Genomic DNA, 14,113 nt, shown 5'->3' with positions numbered 1-14,113 from the left:
ACGGTTAAGGCATCACCGGTGCCGTGTACGCCAGTGTCGTCCCCAGCGCCCACAGCAGGAACAGCACCAGCGGCGTGTGCACCAGCAACTGCACAAACGAGAAGCCGATCAAGTCTCGCGCCTTCAACCCGAGCACGCCCAGCAGCGGCAGCATGTAGAACGGGTTGATCAGGTTCGGCAGGGCTTCGGCGGCGTTGTAGATCTGTACGGCCCAGCCCAGGTGATAGTTCAGGTCAGTGGCCACTTGCATGACGTACGGCGCTTCGATGATCCACTTGCCACCGCCGGACGGGATGAAGAAACCAAGAATCGCGGAGTACACGCCCATCAGCAACGCATAGGTGTCGTGGGACGCGATGCTGACGAAGAACGTCGAGATGTGGTGGGCCAGGGTCTGTGCGTCGGTGCCTTTGACGGTGGTCATCAGCGCGGCGATCGAGCCATACAGTGGAAACTGGATCAGCACGCCGGTGGTGGTCGGCACCGCGCGGGCCACCGCATCGAGGAAGCTGCGCGGGCGCCAGTGCAGCAACGCGCCGAGCATGATGAACAGGAAGTTGTAAGTGTTCAGGCCCGAGATCGCGCTGATCGCAGGTTTGGTCGAAAACTCGTGGAACAACCATCCTGCCGCCAGCAGCACCAGCACAATAATCAGCAGCGGGCTGTGTTCCAGCCATTCGCCGGGGCGGGTGCGTGATTGCAGCGGTGGCAGGTTGAAACTCGGGTCGATGCCGCAGGCTTGTGCGTCACGGGCGGTGTTGGGGCCCGGTGCGGTGGCATAGGCAATGATCAGCGAGACCACGATCAGCACCAGCAACATCGCGCCGGACTGCCAGAGAAAGATCGTTTGGGTGAAGGGAATGACGCCGGTGATCGACAGAATCGATGGCGGCAGGCTGGCCGGGTTGGCCTGCAATTGCGCCGCGGAGGACGACAACCCCAAGGCCCACACGGCGCCAAGCCCCAGATAGGCTGCGGCTCCGGCGGCGCGGTAATCCATTTTCAGGTCGACACGGCGGGCGAGGGCACGTACCAGCAGACCGCCAAACACCAAGGACAACCCCCAGTTCAGCAAGGACGCGACCATGGAAATCAGCGCGACCCAGGCCACAGCCGAGCGGCCGTTTTTCGGGATGCGCGCCAAGCGGTCAATGAGTTTCACCGCGGGCGGCGAGCTGGCGACTACATAACCCCCGATCACCACGAACGCCATCTGCATGGTGAACGGGATCAGGCTCCAGAAACCGTCACCGAAAGCCATCGCCGCATCCGTGGGTTTGGCGCCCATGATCATCGTTGCCACGGCGACAATGATTACCGCCAGGGCCGCAAATACCCAGGAGTCGGGGAACCAGCGTTCGGCAAAACTTGAACAGCGCAGGGCAAAGCGGGCGGAGCGGGTATCTTCGATATCAGCGGCCACGGGACTACCTCTAATTTTTATGTTTGTTGTGGTCCGCGGGGGCTTTGAAGACACTTCAAAGGCCCGTCTGGACAGGTGCCAACAGTAAATCAATCAGTCATTTTTTGTGACGAAGTTTAGCCAGTCTGAGACTTTGGTCTAACGGGTTGTCCGTGGGCGCATTTGCGTAGACCATGAGCGCCTTGGTTTTTGCCTGTGCCAGAGTTCTTTTCATGACTGCCAACACCGATGCGCGCCCGGCGCCGTTTTCCCGCTCGGACTACAAGACCCTCGGCCTTGCGGCTCTTGGCGGCGCGCTGGAAATCTATGACTTCATCATTTTCGTGTTTTTCGCGCTGACTCTCAGCCAGCTGTTTTTCCCGCCGCAAATGCCTGAGTGGCTGCGTTTGCTGCAAAGCTTCGGCATCTTCGTCACCGGCTATCTGGCGCGTCCGTTGGGTGGAATCCTGATGGCGCATTTCGCCGACCGATTGGGGCGCAAGAAGGTGTTCAGCCTGAGCATCCTGATGATGGCGCTGCCGTGCCTGCTGATCGGGATCATGCCGACCTACGCCCAGATCGGCTATTTCGCACCGTTGCTGCTGTTGGTCTTGCGGGTTCTGCAAGGCGCGGCGGTGGGTGGTGAAGTGCCGAGCGCCTGGGTGTTCGTTGCCGAGCATGCACCTGCCGGGCATCGCGGATACGCCTTGGGCTTTCTGCAGGCCGGGCTGACCTTCGGCTACTTGATCGGCGCCCTGACGGCGACCTTTCTGGCGCAGGCCTTCACTCCGGCGGAAATCCTTGATTACGCCTGGCGTTACCCGTTCCTGTTGGGCGGCGTGTTTGGTGTGATTGGTGTCTGGCTGCGTCGCTGGCTCAGTGAAACCCCGGTATTCATGGCCATGCAGGCCCAGCGCGATGCCGCGGTCGAACTGCCGCTGCGCACGGTCTTGCGTGAACATCGCCTGGCGATGTTGCCGGCGATGATCCTCACTTGCGTACTGACGTCGGCGGTGGTGGTGTTCGTGGTCATTACCCCGACCATGATGCAGAAAACCTTCGGCATGACCGCCAGCCACACCTTCGCCTTGAGTGCCTTGGGCATTGTTTTCCTGAACATCGGCTGCGTCCTCGCCGGGCTGCTGGTCGATCGCATCGGCGCCTGGCGCACCGTCATGCTCTATAGCTTGCTTCTGCCGCTGGGCATTGGTGTGCTCTATACGTGCCTGATCATCGGTGGCAACTGGATCGGCCTGGCGTACGCGATTGCCGGGCTTGGTTGCGGGGTTGTCGGGGCGGTGCCGTCGGTGATGGTCAGCCTGTTTCCGGCGCGGATCCGCGTGTCGGGAATTTCCTTCACCTACAACATTGCCTACGCGGCGTGGGCGAGTATCACACCGCTGTTGCTGATCGGTCTGATGCCATGGAGCCCGTGGATCTGCGTGATCTTCTGTGCCGTGATGGGTGCGGTGGGCGTGAGCAGTGCGGCGTATTTCGGCGCACGGATGCCACGAGTCGAGCGCTGTCCGGCCGCTGGCGCGATATGAACGAAGGGGTGGGTATCGATACCGGAACTATTTTTGTAGGACAAGACTGAAACACTCTTCAGAAAATACCCGTAAGGCCGATGGCTAGGCTGCATATCGCTTTCTATCTCTGTCCATCGGTACTTTCCCATGTTCAACAAACGCTTAAAGCAGGAGCTGTCGGCTCTTCGCGAGGAACTCTCCAGCCTTCAGCAAGTGAGGGACAGTCTGGAAAGCGAGATGCTGGTTTTGACCCTTGACCCTGATGGGCGGATTCAATCGGTCAACCAGAACTTCATCGACGAGATGCTCTACAAGAGCAGCGACCTGATCGGCCGGGACATCGAAGAAATTGTTCCGGTTCATGTGAAGTCGGACGAATTTCACCACCGCTTCAAGTTGGCGCTGACCCGCGGCGAGCACTTTGCCGGCGCCGTGCGTTTGCTGCGGGGTAATGGCCAGGAGGCGTGGCTGCGTTCGATTGCGCAACCCGTGCGGTCTTCGAACGGCAAGATCAAGCATTTCTCGATTTACGCCAGCGACCTTACCCGTACCATCGAGGCGTCCCGCGAGCATGAGAACCTGATCGGCGCGCTGGTGCGTTCCACAGCGGTGATCGAGTTCGACCTTAATGGCAACGTGCTGACGGCCAACGAGCGGTTCCTCAGCGGCATGGGTTACAGCCTGGCGCAGATCAAAGGCAAACATCACCGCATGTTCTGCGAGCCTGAGGACTACAACAGTGCTGAGTATCAGAATTTCTGGCGCCGCCTGAACGCGGGCGAGTTCGTTGCTGAACGCTTCAAGCGTGTGGACAGCCACGGTCGTGTGGTCTGGCTGGAGGCGTCCTACAACCCGGTGCTGGACGCCAACAACAAGCTCTACAAAGTGGTGAAGTTCGCCACTGTGATAACCGATCAGGTCAATCAGGAGCAGGCGGTCGCAGAGGCCGCCAACATCGCCTACAGCACCTCCCAGCAAACCGACCAAAGCGCCCAGCGCGGCACGGCGGTGGTGACGCAGGCGGTGAATGTGATGCGCGACCTGGCCAAACACATGCAAACCGCCGGTGAAGGCATCGAAGCACTGAACGAGCAATCGCTGGTCATCGGCACCATCGTAAAAACCATCAGCGGCATTGCCGAACAGACCAACCTGCTGGCGCTCAACGCTGCCATCGAAGCCGCGCGTGCCGGTGAACAGGGACGGGGATTTGCCGTGGTCGCTGACGAAGTCCGGCAACTGGCTTCGCGCACCAGCCAGGCCACCGATGAGATCGTCGGCGTGGTGCGCCAGAACCAGGACATGGCGCGCAACGCCGTGGCCCTGATGACCGACGGCCAACTGCAGGCCGAACAGGGTCTGGCGCTGGCGGCGGAGGCGGGCACGGTGATCGTCGAGATTCAGGACGGTGCGCAGAAAGTGGTGAACGCGGTCGGACAGTTTGCCAATCAACTGGCGACTTGATGCCTGCCCTCCTGGTGGAAATCGCTACAATCGGCGTTTTCCCCAGGAGCAGCCTTCATGAGCGTTTCTCACCGCCGTCCGGTTCCCTTGTCCAAGGCCTATCGCCTGCTCAATCACGGGCCGACCGTACTGGTCAGCGCGGCGCATGATGGCCAGCGCAATATCATGGCCGCCGCCTGGGCCATGCCACTGGATTTCGAACCGCCCAAAATTGCCGTGGTGCTGGATAAATCCACCTGGACCCGGCAGCTGCTGGAAGCCTCGGGAACGTTCGTGTTGAACGTTCCCTGCGCTGCTCAGGCCGATATCGTGCAGACCGTTGGCTCGACATCGGGCCTGGAACTGAGCCAAAGCCAGGGCCAGGACAAGTTCCAGACCTATGGCCTGCAGACGTTCAACGGTGAGCTGATCGACGCCCCACTGCTTGAAGGCTGTGTCGCCTGGCTGGAATGCCGACTGCTGCCGGAGCCGGACAACCATCAGCAGTACGATCTGTTCCTGGCCGAGGTGATTGCCGCCCAAGCCGATGAGCGTGTGTTCAGCGAGGGGCATTGGAACTTCGAAGGGCACGATGCCTTGCGCACCTTGCACCACGTGGCGGGCGGGCATTTCTTGACGATCGGCGATCCGGTGGACGGCAAGACGTTGCAGGCCTAAGGGGCGGGGCCTTACAAACGAATGTGATTTTTCGGATGGCTGCGCGTCGGGCGGGTCATCAGAAAATCGTGCAACAACGACACCGATGCCGAGAACACCAGGGTCATGGCGCAATACAGGGCCGTAGTCAGCCAATGGTTCAGCGAGATCGGTGCCTCGTCCATGAACGGAGCGATCATCAGAAACCCGACGATCGCCCCAAGTCCCGTGCGCAGGAGTGTCAGGAAACTGGTGCCGACTTCCGCCGTTACCTTGTAGATCGTCTCGAACCGGTCGCGCATACGGTCGCTTTTCAATCGATGGATTTTCTTGTGGATGCACACCGCGATATAGATCGTGAGCAGGCATCCACCATGGTTAAGGATAGGGGCGCTGGCCAGTAATGACTGGAGAATGGCTTGCAGTTCGGCCTGGTTGGTCGAGTTGATCAACAGCGGCACCGCGCCAAGAATGAAGCCCACGATCAACTCGGTTTTAAAGCGTCTCAAAAACACACCAGAATCTTTGCGCGAATTGCTCTTCCAACGGTTGCTCATCAAATGTAACGCCTTGGTGGTTGTGAAAAAGTGGAGGGCGCGCAGAGGCCTTTGGCAGTGAGACCGATGGGTCAAACTGTGACGTCTGCGCTCTGTGAAACACTTTAAAACAACCGCTGAAACACTTATGTATGAAGCGTCCGAGTGTGTTGGAAGGCATTTCCTACCGTGCTGTGGTCTGCGGGTTTCACACCCATACATCGTTCTGAGCGGTGCGTTCGCCACCTTCGCGGCCGGTGTTCAACACGCCTTTAGGCTCGATCAACAGCAACTTTACTTCCTGTGTGGCAGAGGGTTTGTGCTCGACTCCCTTTGGCACCACATACATTTCGCCTGCGTTCACCAGAACGTGGCCATCGCGAAAATCGATGCGCAATTGCCCATCGAGAACGATGAAGGTTTCGTCGGTATCCAGGTGATCGTGCCAGATGAAATCCCCCAGCAGTTTCACCACTTTGAACTGGTAGTCGTTCATTTCGGCGATGACTCGCGGCGACCAGTGCGCGTCGATCCGGGTGATTTTTTCAGCGAAGTTCAGGCTGTGGTAAGCGTTCATGAAGCAGGCCTCGTGGTTGATCGTGAGCCCACGTTAACCAGCCCGTCGGCGAGCTTCTTGTACGATTGTGCGTGGCTCGTGCGAGTGGTTCAGCGGCGATGCATTTTCATCCAGCGTGCGGGCGACAGGCCGTATGTCTTGCTGAATTGTCGGGTCATGTGGCTCTGATCGGTGAAGCCGGCGATCAGCGCGGCGCTGACCAGTGACTGGCCCTGGACCAGCAGCGAGCGGACCAGGTCCAGGCGACGCATGGTCAGATATCGATAAGGGCTGGTGCCGAACAACAGGCGAAAATCGCGCGACAGGCTCCAGCGGTCACGACCGCTGTGTTGTGCCAGTTCATCCAGGGTTACGGTGCGATCCAGGGCGCTGTGGATGAACGCCCGCGCGCGCTCCGCCGCCACGTAGTCGAAGCTCTGGCGCTGGGAGGAGGTCACTCCCGAAACGCTGTTCAAGGCCTGCGCCAGATCGAACAACGCGTCTTGTTCCTCCAGGGGATCGAGCGGGCAATCGAGGCTGCGCAGCAATACGTCAGTGGCGGCGAACAGGCGCGGGTCGGTCGACAAGCCGGTCTTGATAAAGGGCAGCGGCTTGCCGCCGAGGATCTGCTGAATCAGCGCTGGTTCGATGTACATCATCCGGTATTTGAACCCGGCCTCGGTGCCCGCCTCGCCATCGTGGGCTTCGTCCGGGTGCAGCACCAACGTCCCGCCCGGCAGGCTGTGGCGCCAGGCGCCGCGGTACTGGAAGCTTTGCACGCCGGCCAGGGTGCGGCCGATCACATAGGTGTCGTGGCGGTGAAGGTCGTAACCGTGGCCCGCAAAAAACGCCTCGAAACGCTGAACCCCGCCAACGTCGGGCGCGCGGTGGAACCAATCGATGGGCGGGGTGTGCCGGGTCATGGGAGTGATGTCTTGAACTCAGTTGAGAACACGGTAACCCAGTGGACCGTTGCCTGTCTGGGCGCTCGGGTTAAAGTTGTTCACCGCGCATCGGTGGCCAATGGCAGAGTGCGTATTTAACAATAACTCATCGAAACGGCACGAATTTTCAGCCTTTAACTCAGCCGCCCGGCCGTGTTATGAAACAGCACATTCACAAAGGGAGCCAGGCAATGAGCAAGCTGCGGGTAGGAGTTATTTTTGGTGGTCGTTCGGCTGAGCATGAAGTGTCGCTGCAATCGGCGAAAAACATTGTCGATGCGCTAGACCGTTCGCGCTTCGAACCGGTGCTGATCGGTATCGACAAACAAGGCCACTGGCACCTCAACGACCCTTCGAACTTCCTGCTCAACCAGGAAAATCCGGCCCTGATCGCCCTTAATCAATCCAACCGCGAACTGGCTGTGGTGCCGGGCAAGGCCAGTCAACAGTTGGTGGAAACTTCCGGTCAGGAACTGCTGGGCCACGTCGATGTGATCTTCCCGATCGTGCACGGCACGCTGGGGGAAGACGGTTGCCTGCAAGGCTTGCTGCGAATGGCCGATCTGCCGTTTGTCGGCTCCGATGTGCTGGGCTCTGCCGTTTGTATGGACAAGGACATCAGCAAGCGCCTGCTGCGAGACGCTGGCTTGGCGGTTACACCGTTCGTGACCCTGACCCGCGCCAGTGCGGCGCGCACCAGCTTCGCCGAGGTCCAGGGCAAGCTTGGCCTGCCGCTGTTCGTCAAACCGGCGAACCAGGGATCTTCCGTGGGTGTCAGCAAGGTCAACGACGAAGCCGAGTACACGGCCGCCGTGGAACTGGCGTTGGGTTTCGATGAAAAAGTGTTGATCGAGTCCGCCGTCAGTGGCCGCGAGATTGAATGCGCAGTGCTCGGCAACGAAGACGCCATCGCCAGTGGTTGCGGCGAGATCGTAGTGCGCAGTGGCTTCTATTCCTACGACAGCAAATACATCGACGCTCAAGCGGCACAAGTGGTGGTGCCGGCGGATATCAGCAACGAGGCCAGTGAGCGCATCCGTGCCTTGGCCTTGGAAGCGTTTCACGTGCTGGGCTGTTCCGGGCTGGCGCGGGTCGACGTATTCCTGACCGATAGTGGCGAAGTGTTGATCAACGAGATCAACTCACTGCCTGGCTTCACCCGCATCAGCATGTACCCCAAGCTGTGGCAGGCCACCGGCATGACGTACAGCGAACTGGTGAGTCGCCTGATCGATCTGGCGCTGGAGAAGCACAAGGCGCGGCAGGCGTTGAAGATCACTCGTTGAGCGGCGCGCACAGTCGACTCAATATAAAAAGGCTTACCCTCCGGTAAGCCTTTTCTGCGTAGGACTCAATCCCCCAGCGCCTCCCCCTCGCGCCGAGGATCGGCCCCGCCCGCCAGCGAAGCCTTTCCCTGCGCATCCTTGACCCGAACAATCGCCTGGGTGCCGCTGGTCATGTCGATCTCGCTCACGCTGTGCCCTTTGTCCTTCAACGACTGAATCAAGCCGGCGCTGAATTGCCCTTCTTCCAGCTCCGTCGGGCCATTGCGGCTGCCGAAGTTGGGCAGGTTGATCGCCGTTTGCGGGTCGAGGTTCCAGTCGAGCAGGCCGACGGCGGATTTGGCCACGTATTCGATGATCTGCGAGCCGCCAGGGGAGCCGAGTGTGGCGAGGAATTCGCCGCTCTGGCGGTCGAAGATCAGCGTGGGTGCCATCGATGAGCGTGGGCGTTTGCCGGGCTCGACGCGGTTGGCGACCTTCTGGCCGTTCTCTTCGGGGATGAACGAAAAGTCGGTCATCTGGTTGTTGAGCATGAAGCCCTGAACCATCAGGTGCGAGCCGAATGCGGACTCCACGGTGGTGGTCATGGACACCGCACCGCCTTCGTCATCGACAGCGACAACTTGCGAGGTGGAGATGCGCAGTGGCGAACGGTCCGGCGCGTAGGCGACCTGAATGCCCGGTGGCGTGCCGGGTTTGGCCGTGCCCATGCTGCGATCGCCGATCAAGGCTGCGCGGCTGGCCAGGTACGTCGGGTCTATCAAGCCTTTGACGGGAACCGGTACAAAGTCGCTGTCGGCCACATAGAGCGCGCGGTCGGCGTAGGCCAGACGTTCGGCTTCGGAAATCAGGTGCACGGCTTCGGGCGCAGGTTCGATGCCCGCAGGCCGGGTGGTCTTGAGCGGTTTAAGCGGCGCGAGGGCGAACTTGTGGTCGCGGGTTTCCAGCGCCTGGAGCGTGCCGAGGATCTGCGCCACGGCAATGCCGCCCGACGACGGTGGTGGCATGCCGCAAACCTGCCAGCGTTTGTAGTCGGTACACAGCGGCGCGCGCTCCTTGGCCTTGTAGCCCTGGAGATCGTTCAGCGACAGGCTGCCGGGGTTGGTGTGGCCTTGAACCTTGGCGACGATCTCCTGGGCGACCGGTCCTTTATAGAACGCATTCGGTCCCTCTTGGGCGATGCGTTTCAACACCGCGGCCAATGCCGGGTTTTTCAGTGGCGTGCCGACGGCTTTCGGGCTGCCGTCGGCATTCATGAAGTACGCCATCATGTCTGGTGAACGTCGAATCGATGTGTCTGAGGCGATCAGCTGATGCAGGCGCGGCGAAATGGCGAAACCTTGCTCCGCCAGTTTGATGGCCGGTTCGAACAGCGTTGCCCAAGGCAGGCGCCCGTGTTTTTGATGGGCCAACTCAAGCGCGCGCAACACGCCGGGTGTCCCCACCGAACGGCCACCGATCTGCGCCTGGGTGAACGGCATCGGCGTGCCGTCTGCTTGCAGGAACAGTTTCTCGGTAGCGCCGGCCGGTGCCGTTTCGCGACCGTCGTACGTGCGTACGTTTTTGCCATCCCACAACACAATCAGCGCGCCGCCACCGATCCCCGACGATTGGGGTTCCACCAGCGTCAGCACCGCTTGCATCGCAATCGCGGCATCGATCGCCGAACCACCCTGACGCAGCATCGCTCGCCCGGCTTCGGCCGCCAGCGGATTGGCCGCAGCCGCCATGTGTTTCGAGGCATGGCGGGTTTGCAGGTCGGTGCGGTAACCGGAGGCGACTTCCGGCGCGAGCGGCAAAGTCGAGGGGGAGGTCGAGGCACCGTTGCACGCGGCAAGGGTCAGTGCGGTGGCGATCAGCGAAAGGGCTGACAGCCGAAAGCGGCTCAAGTGAAAGGCTGAGAACACGTTGGGCACTCCGTCCGTGGGAAAAGATCAGAGGACTGTATCGGCCGGCAGGACGAGGTGCAAACCACGGACTACGGCAAAGACGCTTTTGTCCTTCATGAACTGATGGATTTTCTGTAGGGTCGAGGGCAACAGACTGGCCAGAAAATCAACAAGAGGCAGACATGCAGACCGAGTTTCCCACCCAGCCGAGTTACCGCACCCAACGTGAACAATTCCTCGCGGCAGCCACTGCGGCCGGCGCAACATTGACCGAATATCCGCATCCGCTCAAAGGGCCTTTTGGCGAGCCTCTGAGCACCGACGTCGCGGTATTGGGCGATCCCGGCGCCAAGCGACTGCTGATCGCCCTGAGCGGCACCCATGGCGTCGAAGGCTTCTATGGCTCGGGATGTCAGATCAAGTGGATGCAGGAGCTGGGCAAGCGTTCATTGCCCGCGGATGTCGCGGTGGTGATGATCCATCTGATCAACCCCTGGGGCACCGCGTGGCTACGCCGGGTCAACGAAGACAACATCGACCTCAACCGCAATCACCTGAACTTTACCCGACCACTGCCGGACAATCAGGCTTACTCAGCACTGCATGAAATCTATGCCGTCACTGAGCTGCGAGGCCCCGAGCGGGACCGCGCCGACGCCTTGCTCGATGAGCAGATTCGCCAACACGGCTGGCCGGCGGTGATGTCGATTGTCGAGGGCGGCCAGCACAGTCATCCCGATGGTCTGTTTTATGGCGGGCTGGCGCCGAGCTGGTCGAACCGCACGTTGCACCAAATCATGCAAAAACACATTGCCCATGCCGAGGCCGCGATGTGTTTCGACCTGCACACCGGTGCGGGCGAATACGGTCATCCAATGTTGCTGACAATCACCGAGGCGGCTTATCCAGCGCTGCCCGATGCGCAGGCCATTTACGGCCCATGGCTCTACACATTGCTGACTGGCGCTGACACCTTGAGCGAAACAGGTGTGGCGGCTACGGCGACGGGCTACACCTCGCAGGCATTGATCGATGCGTTGCCTCAGGTGCGGTTGATGCCCTTTGTGATCGAGTGCGGGACGTATCCTGGGGCAGAGGTTCATCGTCATTTGCGCGACGACCATTGGCTGCACTTGCACGGTAACCCAAGCGATGCCGTGGGGCGTGAGATCAAACTGAATCTGCTGGAGCAGTTCTATCCCGCCGATACCGACTGGCAGGCGATGGTCTGGCTGCGCACCTGGCAGATCTGGGAGAGGGCGCTATTGGCGTTGCCGGGGATTACCACCTGATGCAGTGGGGCACTTTTCTCGAGGCATAAAAAAACGGCCTACCTTTCGGTAAGCCGTTTTTAGTACTTGGTGGCTACACAGGGACTTGAACCCCGGACCCCAGCATTATGAATGCTATGCTCTAACCAACTGAGCTATGTAGCCAAGTGGCGCGCATTATTCACCGGTAATGCAGATGCGTCAAGTGTAAATCTAAAATATTTCTCTACGCTTTCAACCGCTTATCCACCTGAGCCGAAAAATCGGGTCAGGGGAGGGCGTCAACTGAGCTGAAATCTCCCGGTATTGGCACTCAAGGCCTTGCTGCCCTGGCTCAAGGTGTCGGCCGCCAGGTTCACCGCCCGCGCGCCTTCAAGCAACCGGACTGCCGCTTGATCGACCTGTTGAATGTTGCCGCTGACTTCGTCGGCGGTACTGGCTTGCTCTTCCACCGCCGTGGCGATCTGCGCCAGGGTGTCGGTAACGCCTTGCACGGCGAGAGCAATTTCCCCGAGGCGTTCGCCCAGGCCCGTCACCGATTTGGCATCGCTTTGCGCCTGAGTGCACGCCGCTTCCATCAAGCTCACCGCCTCATTCACAGTGTTACGCAGGCTGTCGACGGTGCCGGCGATTTGCGCGGTGGAAGACTGGGTTCGTTGCGACAGGCTGCGCACCTCGTCGGCCACCACGGCGAACCCACGACCTTGTTCACCCGCACGGGCCGCTTCGATGGCCGCATTGAGCGCCAACAGGTTGGTTTGCTCGGCGACACCGCGAATGGTGTCGACCACCAACTGAATCTGCTGGCCTTGTTCGCTGACCCGACCCAACGCGGCGGCCGTGTCGTTCAACCGCTGGTTGAGCTGCTGAATACTCGCGGTGGTGCGCTGGCTGTCGCGACTGCTGTCGGCGGCGATGCGCTGCGTGTGTTGCGCGCTGCCGGACGCCTGTTCACAACTCTGCGCGACCCCTTGTGAGGTAGCCGCCAATTGCGTGGCCGCGGCGGCGATCTGGCTGATCTGCAGTTGCTGCGCTTCCACTTCGCCAAGGGCGCCGCTGGAGTGATGGTTGAGGGTGCGCACCGCGTTGCTGACCTGCAAGGTTTCGTGATCGACCCCCAGCAAGCTGTTGCGCAGCTGCACCACGGCGACATTCAGGGCGGTGCTGATGGCCGCCAGCTCGTCACGTCCTTGCACCTGCACTTGCAGACTCAAGTTGCCATCGCGCAATGCTTCGGCCAACAGCGTGATGCCGCTGGCGCTGCGTCGGATTGAGGCCTGCAAGCAGATGAACAAGTACAACGCCGCCAGCAGCAGGCAACCAAAAATCGTCGCCACCAGAATGAACTGGCTGATCGCCGAGCCATGGTAGTAATCCAGACGTTGATCCAGCGATACCAGCGACTGCTGGCGCAGCGAAGCGAGGTCGGAGAGCAGGGCGTCGAGGTTGTGTTCGAAGTCGTCGGGCTTGAGGGTGATGCTGCCGCCGAAGACGCCGTCATCGAGGACTTTGAGGCTTGCGTCCAGATGCTTGAGGCTGTCGTGGTATTGCCCGGCCCAACTTTGCAAAGCGCCGGGCAGACGGGCTTCCAGGAGGCTGGCGGTTTTCACCAGCTGCTCGCGGGCATCGCCAATGCGGCTGCGCAAATCACGCAATTGCAAGCGGCTTTGCAGGGTGAACTGCCCGGAGACGACCGACGCCTGCCCGACGCTCGCCAGGCGACCGACCCGTTCGATCAGGTCCGGCGCGTGCTGCGTCGAAATTTGTGTCAGCAGGTAGGTTTCCAGCCACGGTGCCAGTGTCAGACGATTGTCCATGGCAATCTGCTCGCGCAACGCTTGCAGCGCAGTCAGGGCATTGGTGAAGCGATCGTAGCCATCGGGCCACCAACCGACGCTGCTCAGGCTTTTCGAGTCCAGGCCATTGAGAGCGTCTTGCAGTGCTTGGTAACGGGCCAAAGTTTCGCTCTCGGCACCTTCGGTTTTCAGTGCGTTACCGAGGTCCGTGGTGGCTTGGGCGACAGCGGGTTGAACAGCCTCAAATGCGGCCATCGCCGCCAGGGTTGCCGGTGTCGGCTGGCGATTGGTTTCGGTCGCACGCCAACGGGCAGCGCGATCACGCTGGGCGGCGAGCAGGTTGTCGAGCGCATCGAGGGCGAGCAGTTGATGAACCCCGGCGCGTTCGCCAGAGATCAGGTTCAGTTTGGCGCGATAGTCCTGGCCAATCATCAACAGGCTGCCCGCCAGCGGCAGAATAAACAGCAGGAACAACAGCTGAAATTTGCGTGCGAAGCCAAAACGCCCCAGTAACGCGATCCCCGGTGATAAAAAAGACATGCCCCATGACTCCTCTGAACACCACGCACCAATGGCGTGCGTCGAGGTCTTTGCGACCGCGACGTGTGCCCTTTTTAAAGGCCTCGAAAGTTCACCCTTGTCAGCTCTGTAGGCCGATTCTGTGGCGAAACTTCCCATTCTCGGTCCCCTTTGTAAGGGGCCGCGTTGAAGCGGATTAACAAGGCAAGATTCAGACCATGGCGTTGCGCTATCATTTTTTTTGCGATGGACGCCCAGGTCGTTAGCAGGCTAAGGGGATGGCGCTGC

The 14,113-nt window shown here is 60.4% G+C and carries 11 protein-coding genes, 1 tRNA gene and 1 pseudogene; 6 read left to right on the top strand and 7 right to left on the bottom strand.

Features of this window, described 5'->3' with window-relative positions:
• Nucleotides 1–4 precede the first annotated feature (4 nt).
• Nucleotides 5–1,423: a short-chain fatty acid transporter gene (locus tag K5K95_RS03905; RefSeq protein ID WP_222588446.1), complete on the bottom strand. Its 1,419-nt coding sequence runs from the start codon at nucleotides 1,421–1,423 to the stop codon at nucleotides 5–7.
• Nucleotides 1,424–1,635: 212 nt separating this feature from the next.
• Between K5K95_RS03905 and K5K95_RS03900 the strand changes: the two genes are divergently transcribed.
• The 4 genes and pseudogenes from K5K95_RS03900 (at nucleotide 1,636) to K5K95_RS03890 (ending at nucleotide 5,052) form a co-directional block, all read left to right on the top strand.
• Complete coding sequence (locus tag K5K95_RS03900; protein ID WP_222588445.1) at nucleotides 1,636–2,949, top strand: MFS transporter; 1,314 nt, start codon at nucleotides 1,636–1,638, stop codon at nucleotides 2,947–2,949.
• 129 nt (nucleotides 2,950–3,078) lie between these two features.
• A pseudogene (locus K5K95_RS33505) lies at nucleotides 3,079–3,807 on the top strand (PAS domain-containing protein); the annotation flags it as partial.
• Entirely contained in the window at nucleotides 3,787–4,395 is a 609-nt protein-coding gene (locus tag K5K95_RS33500; protein WP_405046092.1) for a methyl-accepting chemotaxis protein, read from the top strand. The pseudogene K5K95_RS33505 and the gene K5K95_RS33500, both read left to right, overlap by 21 nt.
• Nucleotides 4,396–4,452: 57 nt before the next feature.
• The gene (locus K5K95_RS03890; RefSeq protein WP_222588443.1) at nucleotides 4,453–5,052 is read left to right on the top strand and encodes a flavin reductase family protein; all 600 of its coding nucleotides are present in this window, start codon (nucleotides 4,453–4,455) and stop codon (nucleotides 5,050–5,052) included.
• Between the two features lie 11 nt (nucleotides 5,053–5,063).
• Here the strand turns inward: K5K95_RS03890 and K5K95_RS03885 are convergent, their stop codons facing one another.
• The 3 genes from K5K95_RS03885 to K5K95_RS03875 form a co-directional block, all read right to left on the bottom strand.
• On the bottom strand, nucleotides 5,064–5,588 hold the full coding sequence (locus tag K5K95_RS03885) for a hypothetical protein (RefSeq protein WP_222588442.1): 525 nt from the start codon (nucleotides 5,586–5,588) through the stop codon (nucleotides 5,064–5,066).
• Between the two features lie 187 nt (nucleotides 5,589–5,775).
• Entirely contained in the window at nucleotides 5,776–6,144 is a 369-nt protein-coding gene (locus K5K95_RS03880) for a cupin domain-containing protein (RefSeq protein ID WP_222588441.1), read from the bottom strand.
• Between the two features lie 89 nt (nucleotides 6,145–6,233).
• Complete coding sequence (locus K5K95_RS03875; protein WP_222588440.1) at nucleotides 6,234–7,046, bottom strand: AraC family transcriptional regulator; 813 nt, start codon at nucleotides 7,044–7,046, stop codon at nucleotides 6,234–6,236.
• Nucleotides 7,047–7,258: 212 nt separating this feature from the next.
• Between K5K95_RS03875 and ddlA the strand changes: the two genes are divergently transcribed.
• On the top strand, nucleotides 7,259–8,353 hold the full coding sequence (gene ddlA, locus K5K95_RS03870; RefSeq protein ID WP_222588439.1) for a D-alanine--D-alanine ligase: 1,095 nt from the start codon (nucleotides 7,259–7,261) through the stop codon (nucleotides 8,351–8,353).
• A gap of 65 nt (nucleotides 8,354–8,418) precedes the next feature.
• On the opposite strand, the gene ggt is transcribed toward ddlA, so the two are convergent.
• Complete coding sequence (ggt, locus tag K5K95_RS03865) at nucleotides 8,419–10,257, bottom strand: gamma-glutamyltransferase (RefSeq protein ID WP_222588438.1); 1,839 nt, start codon at nucleotides 10,255–10,257, stop codon at nucleotides 8,419–8,421.
• Between the two features lie 164 nt (nucleotides 10,258–10,421).
• On the opposite strand from ggt, the gene K5K95_RS03860 reads away from it, so the two are divergent.
• A complete protein-coding gene (locus K5K95_RS03860) occupies nucleotides 10,422–11,531 on the top strand; it encodes a DUF2817 domain-containing protein (RefSeq protein WP_222588437.1) in 1,110 nt (369 codons plus the stop codon).
• A 67-nt stretch (nucleotides 11,532–11,598) separates the two neighbouring features.
• On the opposite strand, the gene K5K95_RS03855 is transcribed toward K5K95_RS03860, so the two are convergent.
• A tRNA-Met gene (locus K5K95_RS03855) sits at nucleotides 11,599–11,675 on the bottom strand.
• Nucleotides 11,676–11,791: 116 nt separating this feature from the next.
• On the bottom strand, nucleotides 11,792–13,846 hold the full coding sequence (locus K5K95_RS03850) for a methyl-accepting chemotaxis protein (RefSeq protein WP_222588436.1): 2,055 nt from the start codon (nucleotides 13,844–13,846) through the stop codon (nucleotides 11,792–11,794).
• Between the last annotated feature and the right edge of the window lie 267 nt (nucleotides 13,847–14,113).

Source organism: Pseudomonas sp. DR48 (assembly GCF_019823085.1).
Lineage (GTDB): Bacteria > Pseudomonadota > Gammaproteobacteria > Pseudomonadales > Pseudomonadaceae > Aquipseudomonas.
Note: the sequence above shows the minus strand (reverse complement) of the source record. Positions and strands in the feature narration are given on the sequence as shown.

Bases quoted from the DNA above. Each gene is read 5' to 3' on its own strand.
- K5K95_RS03880 (WP_222588441.1), bottom strand. From the start codon at position 6,144: ATGAACGCTTACCACAGCCTGAACTTCGCTGAAAAAATCACCCGGATC.
- ddlA (WP_222588439.1), top strand. From the start codon at position 7,259: ATGAGCAAGCTGCGGGTAGGAGTTATTTTTGGTGGTCGTTCGGCTGAG.
- K5K95_RS03860 (WP_222588437.1), top strand. From the start codon at position 10,422: ATGCAGACCGAGTTTCCCACCCAGCCGAGTTACCGCACCCAACGTGAA.
- K5K95_RS03890 (WP_222588443.1), top strand. From the start codon at position 4,453: ATGAGCGTTTCTCACCGCCGTCCGGTTCCCTTGTCCAAGGCCTATCGC.
- K5K95_RS03885 (WP_222588442.1), bottom strand. From the start codon at position 5,588: ATGAGCAACCGTTGGAAGAGCAATTCGCGCAAAGATTCTGGTGTGTTT.
- K5K95_RS03900 (WP_222588445.1), top strand. From the start codon at position 1,636: ATGACTGCCAACACCGATGCGCGCCCGGCGCCGTTTTCCCGCTCGGAC.
- K5K95_RS03875 (WP_222588440.1), bottom strand. From the start codon at position 7,046: ATGACCCGGCACACCCCGCCCATCGATTGGTTCCACCGCGCGCCCGAC.
- K5K95_RS03850 (WP_222588436.1), bottom strand. From the start codon at position 13,846: ATGTCTTTTTTATCACCGGGGATCGCGTTACTGGGGCGTTTTGGCTTC.